This window comes from Citrobacter sp. W9 (assembly GCF_026719375.1).
GTDB lineage: Bacteria > Pseudomonadota > Gammaproteobacteria > Enterobacterales > Enterobacteriaceae > Citrobacter > Citrobacter werkmanii.
On the sequence record NZ_JAPPTE010000005.1, the window covers coordinates 85883 to 106021 of the forward strand.

17 protein-coding genes and 1 pseudogene are annotated in these 20139 nt (G+C 53.3%); 13 read left to right on the forward strand and 5 right to left on the reverse strand.

Features of this window, described 5'->3' with window-relative positions; all coding sequences use genetic code 11:
• On the reverse strand, window positions 1-1191 hold the full coding sequence (locus OOJ59_RS10010) for an MFS transporter (RefSeq protein WP_160955499.1): 1191 nt from the start codon (window positions 1189-1191) through the stop codon (window positions 1-3).
• A 161-nt stretch (window positions 1192-1352) separates the two neighbouring features.
• Here OOJ59_RS10010 and OOJ59_RS10015 point away from each other — a divergent pair, with 161 nt between their 5' ends.
• Window positions 1353-2231, forward strand: a complete 879-nt coding sequence (locus tag OOJ59_RS10015) for a LysR family transcriptional regulator (RefSeq protein WP_160955500.1) — start codon at window positions 1353-1355, stop codon at window positions 2229-2231.
• A 60-nt stretch (window positions 2232-2291) separates the two neighbouring features.
• Here OOJ59_RS10015 and glpQ read toward each other — a convergent pair whose 3' ends face one another.
• Together glpQ and glpT are read right to left on the reverse strand one after the other, a co-directional pair.
• Window positions 2292-3359, reverse strand: coding sequence for a glycerophosphodiester phosphodiesterase (gene glpQ / locus OOJ59_RS10020; RefSeq protein WP_038642242.1), 1068 nt, complete (start codon window positions 3357-3359; stop codon window positions 2292-2294).
• Between the two features lie 3 nt (window positions 3360-3362).
• Window positions 3363-4722 (reverse strand): annotated as a pseudogene (gene glpT / locus OOJ59_RS10025) (glycerol-3-phosphate transporter).
• Window positions 4723-4992: 270 nt separating this feature from the next.
• Here glpT and glpA point away from each other — a divergent pair.
• From glpA to OOJ59_RS10045, 4 genes are all read left to right on the forward strand, one after another.
• Window positions 4993-6621: an anaerobic glycerol-3-phosphate dehydrogenase subunit A gene (glpA, locus tag OOJ59_RS10030; RefSeq protein ID WP_160955501.1), complete on the forward strand. Its 1629-nt coding sequence runs from the start codon at window positions 4993-4995 to the stop codon at window positions 6619-6621.
• On the forward strand, window positions 6611-7870 hold the full coding sequence (glpB, locus tag OOJ59_RS10035; protein ID WP_160955502.1) for a glycerol-3-phosphate dehydrogenase subunit GlpB: 1260 nt from the start codon (window positions 6611-6613) through the stop codon (window positions 7868-7870). The genes glpA and glpB overlap by 11 nt, the downstream gene beginning before the upstream one ends.
• Window positions 7867-9057, forward strand: a complete 1191-nt coding sequence (gene glpC, locus OOJ59_RS10040; RefSeq protein WP_038642250.1) for an anaerobic glycerol-3-phosphate dehydrogenase subunit GlpC — start codon at window positions 7867-7869, stop codon at window positions 9055-9057. Before glpB ends, glpC begins: the two co-directional genes overlap by 4 nt.
• 183 nt (window positions 9058-9240) lie before the next feature.
• Window positions 9241-9876, forward strand: coding sequence for an Rpn family recombination-promoting nuclease/putative transposase (locus OOJ59_RS10045; RefSeq protein ID WP_160955503.1), 636 nt, complete (start codon window positions 9241-9243; stop codon window positions 9874-9876).
• A gap of 38 nt (window positions 9877-9914) precedes the next feature.
• Here the strand turns inward: OOJ59_RS10045 and OOJ59_RS10050 are convergent, their stop codons facing one another.
• Window positions 9915-11111, reverse strand: a complete 1197-nt coding sequence (locus OOJ59_RS10050) for a nicotinamide mononucleotide deamidase-related protein YfaY (protein WP_085047831.1) — start codon at window positions 11109-11111, stop codon at window positions 9915-9917.
• 79 nt (window positions 11112-11190) lie between these two features.
• A complete protein-coding gene (locus OOJ59_RS10055; protein WP_038642254.1) occupies window positions 11191-11733 on the reverse strand; it encodes a YfaZ family outer membrane protein in 543 nt (180 codons plus the stop codon).
• A gap of 315 nt (window positions 11734-12048) precedes the next feature.
• Between OOJ59_RS10055 and nudI the strand changes: the two genes are divergently transcribed.
• The 8 genes from nudI to arnF all read left to right on the forward strand — a co-directional run bounded on the left by nudI (window position 12049) and on the right by arnF (window position 20139).
• Window positions 12049-12474: a nucleoside triphosphatase NudI gene (gene nudI / locus OOJ59_RS10060; protein ID WP_137350871.1), complete on the forward strand. Its 426-nt coding sequence runs from the start codon at window positions 12049-12051 to the stop codon at window positions 12472-12474.
• Window positions 12475-12765: 291 nt separating this feature from the next.
• Window positions 12766-13905 (forward strand): UDP-4-amino-4-deoxy-L-arabinose aminotransferase, encoded by a 1140-nt coding sequence (gene arnB / locus OOJ59_RS10065; RefSeq protein ID WP_160955504.1) that lies wholly within the window; start codon window positions 12766-12768, stop codon window positions 13903-13905.
• A gap of 2 nt (window positions 13906-13907) precedes the next feature.
• Complete coding sequence (gene arnC, locus OOJ59_RS10070) at window positions 13908-14891, forward strand: undecaprenyl-phosphate 4-deoxy-4-formamido-L-arabinose transferase (protein WP_087857371.1); 984 nt, start codon at window positions 13908-13910, stop codon at window positions 14889-14891.
• Window positions 14888-16870: a bifunctional UDP-4-amino-4-deoxy-L-arabinose formyltransferase/UDP-glucuronic acid oxidase ArnA gene (gene arnA, locus OOJ59_RS10075; RefSeq protein ID WP_121529308.1), complete on the forward strand. Its 1983-nt coding sequence runs from the start codon at window positions 14888-14890 to the stop codon at window positions 16868-16870. The genes arnC and arnA overlap by 4 nt, the downstream gene beginning before the upstream one ends.
• Window positions 16867-17769: a 4-deoxy-4-formamido-L-arabinose-phosphoundecaprenol deformylase gene (gene arnD, locus OOJ59_RS10080; protein WP_160955505.1), complete on the forward strand. Its 903-nt coding sequence runs from the start codon at window positions 16867-16869 to the stop codon at window positions 17767-17769. Before arnA ends, arnD begins: the two co-directional genes overlap by 4 nt.
• Window positions 17766-19421: a lipid IV(A) 4-amino-4-deoxy-L-arabinosyltransferase gene (gene arnT, locus OOJ59_RS10085; protein ID WP_160955506.1), complete on the forward strand. Its 1656-nt coding sequence runs from the start codon at window positions 17766-17768 to the stop codon at window positions 19419-19421. Before arnD ends, arnT begins: the two co-directional genes overlap by 4 nt.
• Window positions 19418-19753 (forward strand): 4-amino-4-deoxy-L-arabinose-phosphoundecaprenol flippase subunit ArnE, encoded by a 336-nt coding sequence (arnE, locus tag OOJ59_RS10090; RefSeq protein WP_121529311.1) that lies wholly within the window; start codon window positions 19418-19420, stop codon window positions 19751-19753. The genes arnT and arnE overlap by 4 nt, the downstream gene beginning before the upstream one ends.
• A complete protein-coding gene (gene arnF, locus OOJ59_RS10095; protein WP_160955507.1) occupies window positions 19753-20139 on the forward strand; it encodes a 4-amino-4-deoxy-L-arabinose-phosphoundecaprenol flippase subunit ArnF in 387 nt (128 codons plus the stop codon). Before arnE ends, arnF begins: the two co-directional genes overlap by 1 nt.

Sequence of the window (20139 nt, forward strand, 5' to 3'; positions counted from 1 at the left end):
TTAGTGCACTTCGTGTGCGCTAACTAACGGCATCGCCCCGCGGCGCTTCATCTGCGCAATGTACAGCGCCCCGGCTAAAACCACCAGCAGCGCCCCTACCAGATAAATCGCCCGATAGCCCACGCCCTCGACCATCATTCCCATAATGAACGCGCCGATCGCCATTCCCGCATCCATCGCATTGAAGAAAAGCGAATTGGCGATGCCAATTTTATGCGGCTCCACCGAGCTAATAATTTGTGTCTGGAATACCGGCGTGACTGAGCCGTAACCAATGCCGATTAATCCCCCGGCCATAATCATCATGATACTGCCGTTGGTGTAGCCAAGCGCCACCAGTCCGATGGTAAAGGCCAGCAAACACGGATATACCACGTATTTCGGCCCCTTTTTATCACAAATGTTGCCGGTAAAGGTTCGACAGATCATCAGACAAATGGCGTAGCACAACAGGAAATTACTGGCGGCGGCCATCAGATCCAACTCGCGCGCATACAGCGCGAGAAAAGCAGAAACACCCGCATAGGAGAAAGTCATGAAAAACGTCACCATCGCGAAAGGCAGCGCGGCGCGATCAAACATTGCCGCAAATCCCAGCTTCGGTTTTGAGCCGTCGGCATGACGGATGACCGGCGGTACGGCGACGATCAATGACAGGATAATACCCAGTACGGCAACCGCGCTACACAGCCAGAATGCGGTGGTAAAAGCTTCCCAGCGTGCCATATTCAGCCCTACCCACGGCCCCACAACCATTGCCAGCCCCATGGCCAACGAGAAAAAACTGATGCCCTCCCCACGTCGGGAGGCCGGTATCAGCCGCGCGGAAATCGTTCCTTTTACCGTGGTAATGACGCCAAACGTCACCCCATGAAGCACCCGAATAAACAGCAGCGATTCAATTGAGTGGCAAACAGAATACAGCGCAGTGACAACCAAAAAGGCCAGAGAAGAGAGCACCAGAATCGTTTTATTCGAATATTTCCCCACCCATTGCCCGGCGAACGGACGCACAACAATTGCGGCGCCTAAAAAGAAGGTGACCAATAAGCCGGCTTTATCTGGCGTGGCGTGCAGGCGATCCGAAATATAGATCGGTAATAACGTGAGCAGGACATAAAACACAAAGAATATAATGAAGCTAATTATCGTGATTGCCCAAAAATCTTTCGTCCACAGTTTTTCTTTCATATTCGACAGCCTGTCCAGACGGCGCACGCAGGCAACGCTCAGCTCAACTGAGCAACGGAGAGGTGCGTCAAAATGTGATTTATACGGTAGACCGCAAGTGTAAACAGATTCATCATATTAGAGAAATTAATCGTTTTAATATTGTTAATTAGAGGGAACTAATGACATTAACCCAGATCCACGCCCTGCTTACCGTGCTTGAATGCGGCGGTTTTACCGAAGCCAGTAAGCGGCTGTATATGACCCAATCCGCTGTAAGCCAGGCCATTTCGGCGCTTGAAGAAGAGTTGGGAGTCGAATGTCTTATCCGCGAGCGCCGTAAAGACATTCAGCTCACCCCGGTTGGAAGGCGGATCGTTCCGCACCTGCGCATGATCGTTGCAGAAACCAACGCGGTGAAAGAAATTGCCGAGCAGGAGCGAAAAAACCCAGCCCGAACCCTGCGCATCGGCTGCTTTCCCAGCGCCTGCGCCTGCATTTTACCGGGCATTATCCACCACTTCGAGCAGCATCATCCGCACATCAAAATCAGTCCCTTCGAAGAGAACAGCACGGCGATCGTTGATTCCCTGCGCAGTGGGGACATTGATGCCGGATTTGTGCATTTTCCGGTGAGCGGCATGTACTGCGTACCGGTCTATCGCGATAAATTTACCGTTGTGGTTCCCGAAAGCCATCCTCTGGCAGCCCATACCGCGGTTACGGTTGAACAACTGCTGGGAGAACCGCTGATTATCAGTAAAGGTCGCTATGAATTAAGCATCATGACGCTATTTAAAGAGAAGGGTATCGAGCCGGTTATTAAATACGAATTTAACCATCCGGATACCGCGATGAGTTTTATTCGTCAGGGGCTGGGTATTGCGTTATTACCGGAGTTAACGCTGAAGGCCGTTGGCGGGGAGATACGCTCGGTGGCGCTGGAGCCGACATTCTATCGACAGATATCGTTACTGGCAAAAGAGCCGCCGGTGGACGGCAGCCCTTTATTTCTCCTGCAGGCTTGTATGGAAACGTTGACAGCAGACGGCCTTATCTAACAGTTTATAACGTTATCCAATAAGGCCTGTGACCGGAGGTGCATCACAGGCCTTGTGCCATTACTCTTTATTCAGGAATTTGACTGCTTTGTCGGGGAAGTCGGTGAACAACCCGTCAACGCCCGCCTTGTTATACAGAATGTCATACAGCTGGTTTACGTCAGTGGTGTAATCCGGTAGCTGATCGGCACGAACAGTATAAGGATGCACCACCATCTTGTTCTGATGCGCGTCCTGAACCATGCCAGTTAACGAGATATTGCCTTTTTTCGACTTCTCATCAACCAGCATGTGGTAGTCCGGCCCAATGCCGTCCGCATACTGCGCTACCTGCTTCATGGCACCCGGTTTAAACATCCAGTCATAGTTGTAATTAACCCAACTACCGTCCGGCTTTTTCTCCTGGGTTTCATTCCAGTCAGTGTACGCAATCAACTGCACCAGATTGAGATCCATCCCCATCTTTGGTTCCAGTTCATTTTTAATGCGCTTTAACTCCGCGACATCAAAACACTGTAGGTAAACCTTGTCGTTTTTGCTGGTATACCCATACTTTTTCAGCACTTCCAGCGTTTTCGCTGCGATGTCCTTCCCTTCCTGGTGATGGAACCACGGCGCCTTCATTTCCGGATAAATGCCGATGTTTTTACCGGTTGAGTGATTCAGTCCCTGAACGAACTCAATCTCTTCTTCGAAAGTGTGCACGCGGAAATCAGATTTCCCCATCGGGAAGCGCCCAGGGTAAGTCTGTACCTTTTTGCCATTCTCGATATCAAAGCCTTCGGTAAATTTCAGCGATTTGATCTCGTCCAGCGTAAAGTCGATGGCGTAATAACGTCCATCTTTACGCGCACGATTCGGAAAACGCTCAGCGACATCGGTGACGCGGTCCAGATAGTGGTCATGCAGGACGACCAGATGGTCATCCTTGGTCATTACCAAATCCTGCTCCAGATAATCCGCGCCCTGAGCATAGGCCATCGCTTTCGCGGGCAGCGTATGCTCCGGTAAATAACCGCTTGCCCCACGATGCGCAATCACGATTTTATCGGCGGCGACCGCCGCGCTGCTAACGACCATACCAGCCAGCATCAGCGCCACGCTGAGACTTTTCAATGTGGTTTTCATTAATTAGCCCCCGTTACGTTTCAGCTGTACTTCTTCGTGGTGACGTTTTTCACCAATCATGACGACCACCAGCAGAATGACCGCCAGCACGCTACCGCCAATCATCACCATAAAGCCGCCGTCCCAGCCGAAGAAGTCAACGGTGTAGCCGACAATGGCGCTCGCCGCCACAGAACCGCCGAGATAACCGAACAGTCCGGTAAAGCCTGCCGCCGTGCCCGCCGCTTTTTTCGGCGCCAGTTCCAGCGCGTGCAGACCGATCAACATGACCGGGCCGTAGATCAGGAAGCCGATGATAATCATACAAGCCATATCAACGTTCGGGTTCCCTGCCGGGTTCATCCAGTAAACGATGGTCGCGATAGTCACCAGCGTCATAAAGAACACGCCGGTCGCGCCACGGTTGCCACGGAAGACTTTATCCGACATCCAACCACACAGCAGCGTGCCCGGAATACCTGCGTATTCATACAGGAAGTAGGCCCAGGATGATTTATCGAGTGCGAAATGCTTCACTTCTTTCAGGTAGGTTGGTGACCAGTCCAGGATGCCGTAGCGCAGTAGATAAACGAACACGTTGGCGATAGCGATGTACCACAACAGTTTGTTTGGCAGTACGTACTGCATGAAGATCTGCTTGGCGGTCAGCTCTTCTTCGGCTTTCTCGTTGTAATCGTCCGGGTAGTCGTTCTTATACTCTTCGATAGGCGGCAGACCGCAAGACTGCGGCGTATCTCGCATCATCGCAAAGGCGAACAGCGCAACCACAATCGCACCGAAAGCAGGCATATACAGCGCCGCTTTCCAGTCATTGAACCAGGCCATACCGAGCAGGAACAGCAGAGGAGGCAGACCGCCGCCCACGTTGTGCGCACAGTTCCAGACGGAAACAATGCCGCCACGTTCTTTCTGCGACCACCAGTGCACCATGGTACGGCCACACGGCGGCCACCCCATCCCCTGGAACCATCCGCAGAGGAACAGCAGCACAAACATAATCGCAATGCTCGATGTCGCCCACGGCACAAAGCCCATAAACAACATCACTGCGGCAGCCAGAATCAAACCTGCTGGCAGGAAAACGCGCGGATTCGAGCGATCCGAAACGGACCCCATGATGAATTTCGAAAATCCGTAAGCGATGGAGATACCGGACAAGGCAAAACCCAGATCGCCGCGAGAGAAACCCTGCTCAACCAGATATGGCATCGCCAGGGCAAAGTTCTTACGTACCAGATAGTACGCGGCATAACCAAAGAAAATCCCCAGGAAAATCTGCCAACGCAATCGACGATATGTCGGATCGATCCTCCGTAGCAGGCAAACGCGCCTTATGTGGCGCTGGTTTAAAAATACTCAACATAGCGTAGCCTCCGTGGCCGTCTTTCATTCGAAGTAAACACTGCAGTTCGTCATTACTACCCTACCGCTTCCAGTGTGGCCGCGATGTTAAGGAAAGATACCTAACAAAAATGTGAAACGCAGCACAAATTGTTACAGATTTATGACAAATGTTCATAAAGGCGCACGAAATCACGTTTCATTTTCGAATAATGAGCGATTATGCGCGAAATCAAACAATCCATGTTTTTTATGTGGCTAAATGATAAAAAACGAACTGTGAGGAAAAACAATGAAAACTCGCGACTCGCAAACAAGTGACGTGATTATCATTGGTGGAGGAGCAACAGGTGCAGGGATCGCACGCGACTGTGCGCTGCGCGGGTTGCGCGTCATCTTAGTGGAACGCCACGATATCGCCACGGGCGCGACCGGACGTAACCATGGCCTGCTGCACAGCGGTGCGCGCTACGCCGTCACCGACGCTGAATCTGCCCGTGAGTGCATCAGCGAAAACCAGATTCTGAAACGTATCGCCCGTCATTGCGTTGAGCCGACGGACGGTCTGTTTATTACCCTGCCGGAGGATGAGCTCTCCTTCCAGGCTACCTTCATTCGCGCCTGTGAAGAGGCCGGTATTCGCGCAGAAGCGATTGACCCTCAGCAGGCGCGCATTATCGAACCCTCCGTCAACCCACAGTTGATTGGCGCGGTCAAAGTGCCGGACGGTACGGTCGATCCCTTCCGCTTAACCGCCGCCAACATGCTGGATGCGCGTGAGCATGGCGCAGTTATCTTAACGGCCCATGAAGTGACGGGACTGATTCGCGAAGGGACAACGGTTTGCGGCGTTAACGTGCGCAATCACCTGACGGGTGAGATGCAGTCCCTGCATGCGCCGGTGGTGGTGAATGCCGCCGGGATCTGGGGCCAGCGCATTGCCGAATATGCCGATCTGAGTATCCGGATGTTCCCGGCCAAAGGGTCGCTGCTGATTATGGATCATCGCATAAACCAGCATGTCATTAACCGCTGCCGTAAACCTTCTGACGCCGATATTCTGGTGCCTGGCGATACCATTTCGCTCATCGGCACCACCTCGCAACACATTGATTACGACGATATTGACAGCAACCGCGTCACCGCAGAAGAGGTCGATATTCTGCTGCGCGAAGGCGAGAAACTGGCGCCAGTTATGGCGAAAACGCGCATTTTACGCGCCTACTCCGGTGTGCGACCTCTGGTCGCCAGCGACGACGATCCAAGCGGTCGTAACGTCAGCCGCGGTATTGTGCTGTTCGATCACGCTGAACGTGACGGACTGGATGGGTTTATCACCATTACTGGCGGCAAACTGATGACCTACCGTCTGATGGCGGAATGGGCCACCGATGCCGTTTGCCGTAAGCTGGGCAATTCTCAACCTTGCACCACCGCAGACACCGCGCTGCCCGGCTCGCAGGAATCCACCGAGCACACGCTGAAACGCGTAATTTCGTTGCCCGCGCCGTTGCGCGGTTCGGCGGTCTACCGTCACGGCGATCGCACCCCGGCGTGGCTTAGCGAAGGTCGTCAGCACCGTAGCCTGGTCTGTGAATGTGAAGCGGTCACTGCGGGCGAAGTGCAATACGCCGTCGAGAATTTAACCGTCAACAGCCTGCTGGATTTGCGTCGCCGTACCCGCGTTGGTATGGGGACCTGCCAGGGCGAATTGTGCGCCTGCCGCGCCGCAGGTTTGCTGCAACGTTTTAATGTCACTACCGCTGCGCAATCTATTACCCAGCTTTCCGATTTCCTCAACGAGCGCTGGAAAGGCGTGCAGCCTATCGCCTGGGGCGACGCGCTGCGCGAAAGCGAATTCACGCGCTGGGTCTATCAGGGATTGTGCGGTCTGGAAAAGGAGCACCAGGATGAAATTTGATACCGTCATTATCGGCGGCGGCCTGGCAGGACTGCTGTGCGGCCTGCAACTGCAAAAAAGCGGGTTGCGCTGTACGATTGTCACGCGCGGCCAAAGCGCCTTGCATTTTTCCTCCGGCTCACTGGATTTGCTCAGCAACTTGCCCGATGGTCAACCGGTGATGGAGATAGAAGCCGGTCTGAATGCGCTGCGTACTCAGGCGCCCACGCATCCGTATAGCATCATCGGAACACAGAACGTCCTGGATCTTGCCCAGCAGGCGCAGGATCTGCTGGAAGAATGCGGAACGCATTTGCAGGGCAAAGTACACCAGTCACATCAACGCGTAACCCCGTTGGGAACCCTGCGCTCAACCTGGTTAAGTTCCCCAGAAGTTCCGGTGTGGCCACTGTCCGCACAGCGTATCTGCGTTGTCGGTATCAGCGGTTTACTGGATTTTCAGGCGCATCTCGCCGCGTCCTCGCTGCGCCAGCGCAATCTCAGCGTCGAGACGGCGGAAATCGATCTGCCTGAACTGGATGTCCTGCGTGATAATCCAACCGAGTTTCGCGCTGTCAATATTGCGCGCCTGCTGGACAACGAAGATAAATGGTCGCTGCTCTATGATGCTTTACTGCCACTGGCAAAAACCTGCGACATGATTATTATGCCAGCCTGTTTCGGCCTGGCGGATGAGCGCCTTTGGCACTGGCTTAACGAGCGCCTTCCCTGCTCGTTGACGCTGTTACCGACTCTACCGCCTTCGGTACTGGGTATGCGTCTGCACAACAAATTACAGCGCCAGTTTGTACGCCAGGGCGGTGTCTGGATGCCGGGTGATGAAGTGAAGAAAATCACCTGTCAGGATGGCGTCGTCAATGAAGTCTGGACCCGTAACCATGCCGATATCCCGTTGCGTCCACGCTTCGCCGTGCTCGCCAGCGGCAGCTTTTTCAGCAGCGGTCTGGTCGCCACGCGCGAGGCCATTCACGAACCGATCCTCGGACTGGATGTACAGCAAACCGCCACCCGCGCCGAGTGGTATCAGCGTGATGTCTTCGATCCGCAACCGTGGCAACAGTTTGGCGTCACAACCGATGCCACTTTGCGCCCGTCGCTGGCGGGGAAAACGGTAGAGAACATGTATGCCATCGGTTCTGTTCTCGGTGGTTTTGACCCTATTGCCGAGGGTTGCGGAGGCGGCGTATGTGCAGTCAGCGCCTTACACGCCGCACATGACATTGCGAAACGTGCAGGAGGACAGCAATGAGCGACACACGTTTTGAAAGTTGTATCAAGTGCACGGTGTGCACCACCGCCTGCCCGGTAAGCCGCGTCAATCCGGGCTACCCTGGCCCAAAACAGGCCGGACCGGACGGCGAGCGTCTGCGTCTGAAAGATGGCGCGTTATACGACGATGCGCTGAAATACTGCATCAACTGTAAGCGCTGCGAAGTGGCATGTCCGTCAGATGTGAAAATTGGCGATATCATCCAGCGTGCGCGCGCCAAATATGACACTACGCGTCCATCGCTGCGTAATTTTGTTTTAAGCCATACGGATTTAATGGGAAGTGTATCCACCCCGTTCGCGCCGATAGTGAATACCGCCACCTCGCTGAAACCGGTACGCCAGTTGCTGGACTACGCGCTGAAAATCGACCATCGCCGTACGCTGCCGAAATACTCCTTTGGTACGTTCCGCCGCTGGTATCGCAGCGTTGCCGCACAGCAGGCGCAGTATCCGGAGCAGGTCGCCTTTTTCCACGGCTGTTTTGTTAATTACAACCATCCGCAACTCGGCAAAGACCTGATCAAGGTCCTGAACGCCATGGGAACCGGCGTACAGCTGCTGAGCAAAGAGAAATGCTGCGGCGTACCGCTGATCGCCAACGGCTTTACCGATAAAGCGCGCAAACAGGCGGTCAGCAACGTGGCCTCGCTCAGGGAAGCAATTGACGGGAAAGGTATTCCGGTGATCGCCACCTCATCAACCTGTACCTTTGCACTCCGCGATGAGTACCCGGAAGTGCTGGACGTCGACAACACCGGTCTGCGTGAACATATTGAGCTGGCGACCCGCTGGCTGTGGCGCAAGCTGGATGAAGGCAAAACGTTGCCGCTGAAGACGCTACCGCTGAAAGTGGTCTATCACACGCCTTGCCATATGGAGAAAATGGGCTGGACGCTCTACACGCTGGAGCTGCTGCGCCAAATTCCGGGACTGGAGCTGACGGTGTTAGATTCTCAGTGTTGCGGAATCGCCGGAACATACGGCTTTAAAAAGGAAAACTACCCGACGTCACAATCGATTGGCGCACCGTTATTCCGCCAGATAGAAGAAAGCGGTGCCGATATCGTTGTCACCGACTGTGAAACCTGTAAATGGCAGATAGAGATGTCTACAAGCCTTCGCTGTGAACATCCGATCACCCTGCTTGCCAAAGCATTAGGTTAACTCTGTTGCCCGGTGGCGTTTGTTACCGGGCATTTTTGCGTACTCTGTTCCGCCTATCTGAATACGTTGCAATCGGGCGTATTTATCTCTGATTCACTCACGCAAATAGCCAAATCCCCCAATGCAGCTCTGATTAAAAGTGAGTACCGTCATGCCATCTTCTCCTTCAGGTGACGGACTACCATGGATGAATCAACCACCGCTACACCGCATGATGCCGTTTTTAAGAAGATAATGTCTTACCCTGAGATGGCTCGGGATTTTCTGGATATTCACCTTCCTCCAGCATTACGTGAAATGTGCGATTTGCAAACGCTGAAGCTGGCACGACAACTGTATTCAGAGGCTTTCCCGCTGGTGGACATCACCGTAATACCGGACGATGAGATTGCGCAGCATCGGCGCGTCGCGTTGCTTGAATTAATGCAAAAACATATTCGCGATCGTGATTTGATGGGGCTGGTGGACCGTCTGGTCTCGCTTTTAGTTACAAGCACCGCTAATGACAGCCAGCTGCAAACGCTATTAAATTACCTGCTACGATACGGCAATGTTTCTCACGTCAGCGCATTTATCCATGAGGTTGCCGAACGTTTCCCCCATCACAAGGAGAGGTTGATGACGATCGCAGAGAGGCTAAGACAAGAAGGCCACCACCATGGCCTACAAGAAGGGATACAGCAAGGATTAGAACAGGGAGTGCAAAAGGGTACGCAAGAAGAAGCCTTACGTATCGCTCGCATGATGCTGGAAAATGGAATTGATCATAATTTGGTTCAGTTAATTACCGGGCTATTGCCTGGCGATGTTACAGAGTGAGTCAGGTTGGGAAGGTTTGTAGCCTTCCCAATCAATGTTTAAATCGTCAGCGATTCAACCACTTCTATCCAGCCGTGTTCGCTGGCGATATCCTGGCCGTTTAGCCAACGACGCAGCATATTCAGCGCCATCATCGCGCAAACTTCCTGACGAATCGGCAAACTGTAGCGATTAGCGCTAAGCCTTACGCGCAAGGCATGTGTCCCATCCGGTGTTGCCAGCGCAAAGTTAATATGTTCGCTTTCGAATGCCGATACTGCCAGCGCCAGCCCGGCATAATGTTTGGCGCGTCGCTCGGTAATCCAGTGCGCCGTTTGCGCCAGCGTTTCTTCCTGAGACGGAACCACTTCACTCGCTAGCAGAGGAGCATTAGCGCGAGAGAGCTGGAGTGCAACTAAGCCACCGGTGAACTGTTCGCTCAGCGTCAGACTGTATTGTCGCTCCTGCAACGTGCGGGCGATTTGCGCCGGCAAACCTTCCGTACCTTCGAATATCATATTCTGCCCGGCAACCCGCTTCACTTCAGGCCACAGCGCCAGCATGGCGTCTCGTTGGGAATCAGGCCCGGTCAGCTTCAGCTCAATAATCGGCATCGACGAGCGGTAACCCATTGTCACTCCCGGCGGCAAAGGCAGCGGATCCAGACTCTGCGCCAGATCGCTTTCGGAACGGCCAAAGGTGGTTAATCGCAGGCAGAGAGGTGGTTGAGGCAGAGAAAAACGCTCACGCAAACGCGGCAGAATCTCATGCTCAACCATGACTTTAAATTCCGATGGCACGCCAGGCGTAAAGAACATCAGGCAGCGGTTTAGCTTCACGGCGAACCCGCACGCGGTGCCGACAGGATTATTGATAAATTCAGCGCTGGCAGGAAGCTCAGCCTGTTTGCGGTTGCTCGGCGCCATCACGCGGCCACGGTCGCGGAAATAACGCTCCATCTCGGCCAGCCAGGCTTCATGCAATACCAGCCCCTCGCCTTTTGCCGTTGCCGCCGCCTGCGCGCTTAAATCATCGCTGGTTGGCCCCAGACCGCCATTAACGATCAACACATCGGCGTGTTCGCTACGCTCACGTAGAATAGCGACCAAATCGTCAAGATTGTCCCCTACCGTATTGCGGCGGGTTAACGGTAATCCCTGATTAAAGAAAAAATCAGCCAGCCAGGCGGCATTGGTGTCGACGATTTGTCCGTGCAACACTTCATCCCCGGTGGATAGCATCTCCACGTTTAACATCGTGTTCTCCTGCTTTTATGATGAAAACACTATAGCGCATGGAGGGGGGAAGGCGCGACTGAACGCCGCGCCAGAAATGTCAGAAGCTGGCGTTAACCCCAACGTACGGACCATCAGCAATCGCGTTATCGCGGTTGCCATCTTTACCCGCCAGGTTCAGGTAGCGATAACCGGCTTCAATGCTCAGCGGGCGCATAATTGTCAGACGCGCACCGGCATTGGCTTCTTCATAGCTGTCGATACCGCTGGAAAGCGAATCAGGAGAGTAATAGTACTCGCCAAACAGGCGGAAACTATCGCCAATCGGCCACTGCAAACCGCCACCAACTGCCGCCGCGTAGCCTTCATCACCATCATTAGGGTTAGTATAAATACCTTTCCCTCCGACGGTTGCCAGCAACGGACCAAGTGGAATATTCAGACCCAGTCCCAGACCGGCTGCATCACCGTCGTCATCGTTATGCATCCAGTTACCGCTGACCGCCAGTCCGGTAGATTCAGTCCCCATACCAAACCCAAGGTTGGTGTAATCTTCGCCCGCCTGGCCACTAATGCTAATTGCGCTCGCCGACGCGGAAACAAACAGCATTCCGGCAAAACCCAACATTAAACTTTTTTTCATTTTCTATCCTTTCCAGCAAGAATCAAAACATAGCCCCAAAACCGAGGAATTGTACTGCCAGATGACAAGGAATCAATGAGCTAAAAAAGCGATGCAATGGCATATTGTAACCAAATACTACTTACAAGTTTGAGTTAAGGTTAAATTCCAGGGCTATTTGCAGAATCGACATAGCAGGCCCCCGTTTTCAACAAACATCCCCTTCTCCCCTGATAAAGCAGGGTTAAACGTCATGGAAGCGTTTTTTCTGCCGCCAGCAAAAGGTAAGATGGGTACACAATGGAATTCTCAGCATCCCCTACAAGGACCCAACCTATGCGCCAAAGAACGATTGTTTGTCCATTAATTCAAAATAATGGCTGTTATTTACTGTGCAAAATGGCTGATGACCGTGGCGTTTTCCCCGGCCAGTGGGCGCTTTCTGGCGGCGGTGTTGAAGCGGGCGAACGCATTGAAGAGGCTTTGCGTCGGGAAGTAAGGGAAGAACTGGGCGAACAGCTCGTGTTGTCAGAAATTAGCCCCTGGACCTTCAGTGATGATATTCGCACCAAAACCTATGCCGATGGCAGCCAGGAAGAGATTTACATGATTTACCTCATCTTTGATTGTGTCGCGGCGAATCGTGAAGTGAACATTAACGAAGAGTTTCAGGCATTCGCCTGGGTTAAACCGGAAGATCTCGGCACGTACGACTTAAATGTCGCCACGCGTAAAACATTAACCCTGAAAGGATTACTGTAAATTATCATTCTAATAGCGGCATAAAATACCTTCCTGAATTGCGGCATTGCATTGACCTGGCTACAGCAACCAGCAATGCCGTTTACGCCACGCCATTTCTGTAAAATTCATTTAATTTCAAAATAATAAATTAAAAACACCGTTATTTTCCTTTATATCTCGAACCTTAAACTCTTAAGGATAAATTAACCTTCAGTCATTAACCTTTGAAGCCTGATAAATAATTAACGACGCGCCTGTTTATCGCGAAAAATAAAACGTCGGTGCGTTAAATGGCTTGAAGGAATAATGATGTCTGACTTTTTGCCTTTCTCTCGCCCGGCGATGGGAGCTGAAGAGCTTACCGCAGTGAAGGCGGTTCTGGACTCGGGATGGATAACCACCGGCCCGCAAAATCAGCAGTTGGAACAAGCCTTCTGCCAGCTCACGGGAAATCAGCATGCCGTCGCCGTCTGCTCCGCCACCGCTGGAATGCACATCACGCTAATGGCGCTGGGCATTGGTGCGGGCGATGAGGTCATCACGCCATCGATGACGTGGGTTTCTACCCTCAATATGATTGTCCTGCTGGGTGCGACGCCGGTCATGGTCGACGTTGATCGTGATACGCTCATGGTCACGCCAGAGCAGATTGAAGCGGCCATCACGCCGCGAACCAAAGCGATTGTTCCGGTACATTACGCAGGCGCCCCGGCCGATCTTGACGCGATTTATGCCATTGGCGAGCGCTATGGCATTCCGATCATCGAAGATGCGGCGCACGCCGTAGGGACGTTATATAAAAATCGTCATGTCGGCGCGCACGGCACCGCTATTTTCTCGTTTCACGCCATCAAAAATATTACCTGTGCGGAAGGTGGGCTGATTGTTACCGACGACGGCCAGCTTGCCCAGCGGCTTCGCAGTCTGAAGTTTCACGGCCTGGGCGTTGATGCTTTTGATCGACAAACCTACGGCCGCGCGCCGCAGGCTGAAGTGTTGGCGCCAGGATACAAATACAACCTCACGGATATCAATGCCGCCATCGCGCTGGTCCAGCTGAAGAAACTGGAGCAACTGAACTCACGCCGCGCACAAATTGCCCGGGAGTATCAACAGGCGCTGGCCGATACGCCATTTCAACCGTTGAGCCTGCCCCAGTGGTCTCACGTTCATACCTGGCATCTGTTTATCATTCGTGTTGACGAAGCGCGCTGTGGCCTGAACAGAGATGCCTTAATGGAAGCGCTGAAGGCCAGAAATATCGGCACCGGTCTGCATTTTCGTGCGGCCCATACGCAAAAATATTATCGCGAACGCTTCACCACGCTTTCGCTGCCCAATACAGAGTGGAATAGCGCACGCATCTGCTCGCTGCCGTTGTTCCCCGATATGACCGCCACTGACACCCAGCGAGTTATTACGGCACTTCGCGAGATTGCAGGACAATAACCATGTTTGAAGCAACACCGATCAAAAAAGTCTCGGTGGTCATTCCCGTTTTTAATGAACAGGAAAGCCTGCCAGAGCTAATCAGACGTACCAGCGCCGCCTGCGAAAAATTGGGCAAAGAGTATGAAATCTTGCTGATCGATGACGGCAGCAGCGACCATTCCGCGCAACTGATGATGGACGCGTCTCAGGCGCCGAACAGCCATATTGTTTCTATTCTGCTGAACCGCAATTACGGCCAGCACTCGGCGATTATGGCTGGTTTCAGCCATGTCAGCGGTGACTTGATCATCACGCTGGATGCCGATTTACAAAACCCGCCGGAGGAGATCCCACGGCTGGTCGCCACCGCAGATGAAGGCTTCGATGTGGTCGGAACGGTACGCCAGAATCGACAGGACAGCGTATTTCGTAAGACCGCCTCGCGCATGATCAACCACCTGATTCAGCGTACTACCGGTAAAGCAATGGGCGACTACGGCTGCATGTTACGCGCCTATCGTCGCCATATTGTCGATGCCATGCTGCATTGTCAGGAGCGCAGCACCTTTATTCCGATTCTGGCCAACATTTTTGCCCGTCGCGCCACGGAGATCCCGGTACACCATGCAGAGCGTGAATTTGGTGATTCAAAATACAGCTTCATGCGTCTGATCAACCTGATGTATGACCTGGTGACCTGTCTGACCACCACGCCGTTACGTATGTTGAGCCTGCTCGGCAGCGTGATTGCCGCCACGGGCTTTACGTTGTCCGTTCTGCTTGTTGTGTTGCGCCTGACGCTCGGCCCGCAGTGGGCCGCGGAAGGGGTATTCATGCTGTTTGCCGTCCTGTTTACCTTTATCGGCGCACAGTTCATTGGCATGGGTTTACTCGGCGAATATATCGGTCGCATCTATAACGATGTCCGCGCCCGCCCCCGCTATTTTGTTCAACACGTTATCCGCCCACAAACCACGCAGTCAACCGAGGAAAACCGCGCATGAAAGCCGTCGTATTTGCCTATCACGATATGGGATGTCAGGGTGTCCAGGCCTTGTTGGATGCAGGTTATGAAATCGCCGCAATTTTTACGCACACCGACAACCCGGGTGAAAAAGCGTTTTTTGGCTCTGTTTCCCGCCTCGCCGCCAGCGCCGGTATTCCGGTTTACGCCCCGGACGAGGTTAATCATCCTTTGTGGATCGAGCGCATTAGCCAACTGGCACCCGATGTTATCTTCTCGTTCTACTATCGCCATTTACTGAGTGAGGAGATCCTCAGTCTTGCGCCTAAGGGAGCATTTAATCTGCACGGCTCGCTGCTGCCGAAATATCGCGGCCGCGCGCCGCTGAACTGGGTATTGGTCAATGGCGAAACCGAAACCGGCGTCACGCTTCATCGCATGATCAAACGCGCGGATGCGGGCGCTATTATCGCCCAGCAGTCTGTCGCTATCTCTCCGGATGATGTGGCGTTAACGCTGCACCATAAATTGTGCCAGGCTGCGCGTCACCTGCTGGAACAGGCGCTGCCCGCGATTAAAACGGGGGATTACGCAGAACGCCCTCAACAGGAAGCAGAGGCTACCTGTTTTGGCCGCCGCACACCGGAAGATAGCTTCCTTGACTGGAACAAACCCGCCGCGGAGCTGCATAACCAGGTCCGCGCTGTCAGCGATCCGTGGCCGGGCGCATTTAGCTATGTCGGCACGCAAAAGTTCACCGTCTGGTCATCGCGTGTTTGCACAAATAGCCTTGCAGCCCAACCTGGCACCGTCATCTCCGTGTCGCCTTTGCTGATCGCCTGTGTCGATGGCGCACTGGAGATTATTACCGGGCAAGCTGGCGATGGTATTGCAATGCAGGGCTCACAGCTGGCGCAGGTTCTGGGCCTCGTACCCGGTTCTCGTCTGAACAGCCAGTCAGTTACCACCAGCAAACGTCGTACTCGCGTGCTGATCCTCGGCGTTAATGGCTTCATTGGTAACCATCTGACCGAGCGCCTGCTGCAAGAAGACAATTACGAAGTATATGGACTCGATATTGGTAGCGACGCCATTGGACGTTTCCTGCAACATCCGCGTTTCCATTTCGTTGAAGGCGACATCAGTATTCACTCCGAATGGATTGAATATCATGTGAAAAAATGCGACGTCGTATTGCCGCTGGTCGCGATCGCCACGCCAATCGAATATACCCGTAACCCACTGCGCGTGTTTGAGCTTGATTTTGAAGAGAACCTGAAAATCATTCGCTACTGCGTGAAGTACCGTAAGCGCATCATTTTCCCGTCAACGTCCGAAGTCTACGGCATGTGTACCGATAAAGTCTTCGATGAGGACAGCTCGAATCTGATCGTCGGTCCGGTGAATAAACCGCGTTGGATCTACTCCGTTTCCAAACAGTTGCTGGACCGCGTGATCTGGGCATACGGCGAAAAAGAGGGATTGCGCTTCACCCTGTTCCGTCCGTTTAACTGGATGGGACCGCGTCTGGACAGTCTGAATGCCGCGCGAATCGGCAGCTCACGCGCCATTACCCAATTGATTCTCAATCTGGTGGAAGGCTCACCGATTAAGCTGATTGAAGGCGGCAAGCAAAAACGCTGCTTTACCGACATTCGCGATGGTATCGAAGCCCTGTACCGCATTATTGAAAATGAAGGCGGACGTTGTGACGGCGAGATTATCAATATCGGTAACCCGGAGAACGAAGCGAGTATTCAGGAACTGGCAGAAATGCTGCTTTCCTGCTTTGAAAAACATCCATTACGTCAGCATTTTCCGCCGTTTGCCGGTTTCCGCGACGTCGAAAGCAGCACCTACTATGGTAAAGGTTATCAGGACGTTGAGCATCGTAAGCCCAATATTCGTAACGCAAAACGTTGCCTGAACTGGGAACCCACCATTGAGATGCAGGAAACGGTAGAAGAGACGCTGGACTTCTTCTTACGCAGTGTGGATATCACGGAACACACATCATGACCAAAGTTGGCTTGCGCATTGATGTCGACACGTTCAGGGGGACGCGCGAAGGCGTGCCCCGTCTGCTGGAGACATTGAACCGACATAACGTTCGGGCAAGTTTTTTCTTTAGCGTGGGACCTGACAACATGGGACGCCATCTCTGGCGTCTTGTGAAGCCACAATTTCTGTGGAAGATGCTGCGCTCAAACGCAGCATCGCTCTACGGATGGGATATTTTGCTGGCGGGTACAGCATGGCCGGGAAAAGAGATCGGCCAGGCCAATGCGGCAATTATTGCGCAAACCGCCCTGCTTCATGAAACCGGTTTGCATGCCTGGGATCACCATGCCTGGCAGGCGCGAAGCGGAAACTGGAATGACAAAGAGCTGATTGACGATATTTCACGTGGCATTACCGACCTTGAAGCTATCATCAATCAGCCCGTTACCTGCTCCGCCGTTGCGGGATGGCGTGCCGATGACCGCGTCGTCCATGCCAAAGAAACATTCCATCTGCGCTATAACAGCGACTGTCGGGGAACGTCGTTATTCCGTCCTGTGCTGGCGTCCGGGAAAGCAGGTACGCCGCAAATTCCTGTCACATTACCCACATGGGATGAAGTGGTGGGTCAGGAGGTTCAGGCGGTGGACTTTAACGCTTATATTCTCTCCCACATCCGGATGAGCAGAGAGACGCCGGTATACACCATTCATGCAGAAGTGGAAGGTATTGCCTTTCAGCAGAATTTTGACGAGCTGCTCACTCGCGCTGCCGACATGGGAATTACGTTTTGCCCGCTCGGGGATCTGCTACCGGACGATATCAGTACGCTGCCAACAGGGCGGATCGTGCGTGGGAAAATTCCCGGCAGAGAGGGATGGCTCGGCTGTCAGCAACCCGTGGATATGACACAATGAAATCGGTACGTAACGCCCTGGCATTTATCGCTTTTATCGCGCTGTATTTTATTTTACCTATTAATAGTCGTCTGCTGTGGCAACCTGATGAAACGCGCTATGCCGAAATCAGCCGGGAGATGCTGACCTCTGGCGACTGGATCGTTCCGCACTTTTTAGGGCTGCGTTATTTTGAAAAACCGATTGCCGGATACTGGTTGAACAGCATCGGGCAATGGCTGTTTGGCGCCAATAATTTTGGCGTCAGAGCGGGCGCTATTTTTGCCACCTTGCTGACTGCGCTACTGGTAGCCTGGCTTACTATGCGAATATGGCAGGATAAGCGTACCGCAGTACTCTCTTCAGTCATCTTTTTAACCTTTTTTTCGGTCTATAGCATCGGTACCTACGCGGTACTTGATCCTATGATCGCACTCTGGCTGATGGCGGGCATGTGCTGCTTTTGGGAGGGGATGCAGGCCACGACCAGAACACGCAAAATCATCGCCTTTCTGCTGTTAGGGTTAACCTGCGGCATGGGCGTGATGACCAAGGGTTTTCTGGCGCTTGCCGTTCCTGTGCTCAGCGTACTGCCGTGGGTTTTCGTGCAAAAACGCTGGAAAGACCTGATCATCTACGGCCTGTTGGCAGTCGTCGGCTGCGTCGTGATTGTGCTGCCGTGGGGAGTAGCGATTGCTCAGCGTGAGCCGGACTTCTGGCATTATTTCTTTTGGGTCGAACACATTCAACGCTTCGCCCAGGATAATGCCCAACATAAAGCCCCTGTCTGGTACTACATTCCCGTGCTTTTGGCTGGCGCGTTACCGTGGCTCGGGCTGCTTCCCGGCGCGCTGCGCACGGGCTGGCGGGAACGCGATGTTTCGCGCAGCGCGCTATACCTGCTAAGCTGGATTATCGTGCCGATCCTGTTTTTCAGCATCGCAAAAGGAAAACTGCCGACCTATATTCTTTCCTGCTTCGCGCCGTTGGCGATATTAACGGCGCGGTTCGGCCTGCAGGCCGCGCAAAAAGGTTCAGCCGCGCTGCGTGTGAATGGCTGGATCAACGTTCTGTTTGGTGTGGCGGGCATTATCGCCACGTTTATTGTTTCCACGCTGGGACCGTTGAAAACGCCTGTCTGGTCGCATATCGAAACCTATAAGGTTTTTTGTGCATGGGGTATTTTTCTCACCTGGACGCTCTTTGGCTGGTATACGTTAAATAACCGCGAGAAGAACTGGCAATTTGCCGCGTTTTGCCCACTAGGACTGGCGCTGTTGTTTGGCTTCTCCATTCCCGATCGGGTCATGGAATCTAAACAACCGCAGTTTTTTGTCGAGATGACCAAAGAGTCGCTGGAATCCAGCCGCTATATTCTCACCGACAGCGTTGGCGTCGCCGCGGGGCTGGCCTGGAGCCTGAAGCGTGACGACATCATGCTATACGGACAAACAGGCGAGTTGAAATACGGCCTCAACTATCCGGATGCCCAAGGGCGCTTTGTCAGTCGGACGGACTTTGCCGACTGGTTAGCCCAACACCGTCAGCAAGGAAATATTACCCTCGTGCTCTCGATTGATAAGAATGAAGATATTAATCAACTAGCCATTCCTCCCGCTGATTATATCGATAATCAGGGGCGTCTGGTCCTGATTCAGTATCGACCGAAATGATCTGGATAGTCTTAATTTTCGCCAGCCTGCTCAGCGTATGCGGACAGTTATGCCAGAAGCAGGCAACCCGTCCGGTACCTTCAGGCAGGCGAAAACGCCATATTACGCAATGGATTGGGCTGGCCCTGACAAGCCTCGGCCTGGCTATGCTGCTGTGGCTGGTGGTGTTGCAGAATATCCCTGTTGGCATCGCCTATCCCATGCTGAGCCTGAATTTTGTCTGGGTGACGCTGGCCGCCTGGAAAATCTGGCGCGAACCGGTCGCAACGCGCCACTGGCTGGGGGTGGGGCTGATAATCGCCGGCATATTCATTCTTGGGAGCGCGGTGTAATGGGCATATTTTGGGGATTATGTAGCGTTATTATCACCTCGGCCGCCCAACTGAGTCTCGGCTTTGCGATGGATAACCTGCCGCCGATGCTGCAACCGTTGAAATTTCTATCCGCCGTATTCGCCCTCAACACTGGCGCATTTGCTCTTTTTAGTGGGCTGGCGGGATATTTACTGTCGGTAATTTGCTGGCATAAGGCCCTGCATCAGCTCGCCCTGAGCAAGGCTTATGCCCTGCTCAGCCTGAGCTATGTTCTGGTTTGGATCGCATCCATGATTCTGCCCGGCTGGCATGGCACATTTTCAGTGAAAGCGCTGGCTGGGGTACTGTGCATCATGGCGGGTTTAATGGCGATTTTTCTGCCTGCTGACCAGCATCGGCGCTGA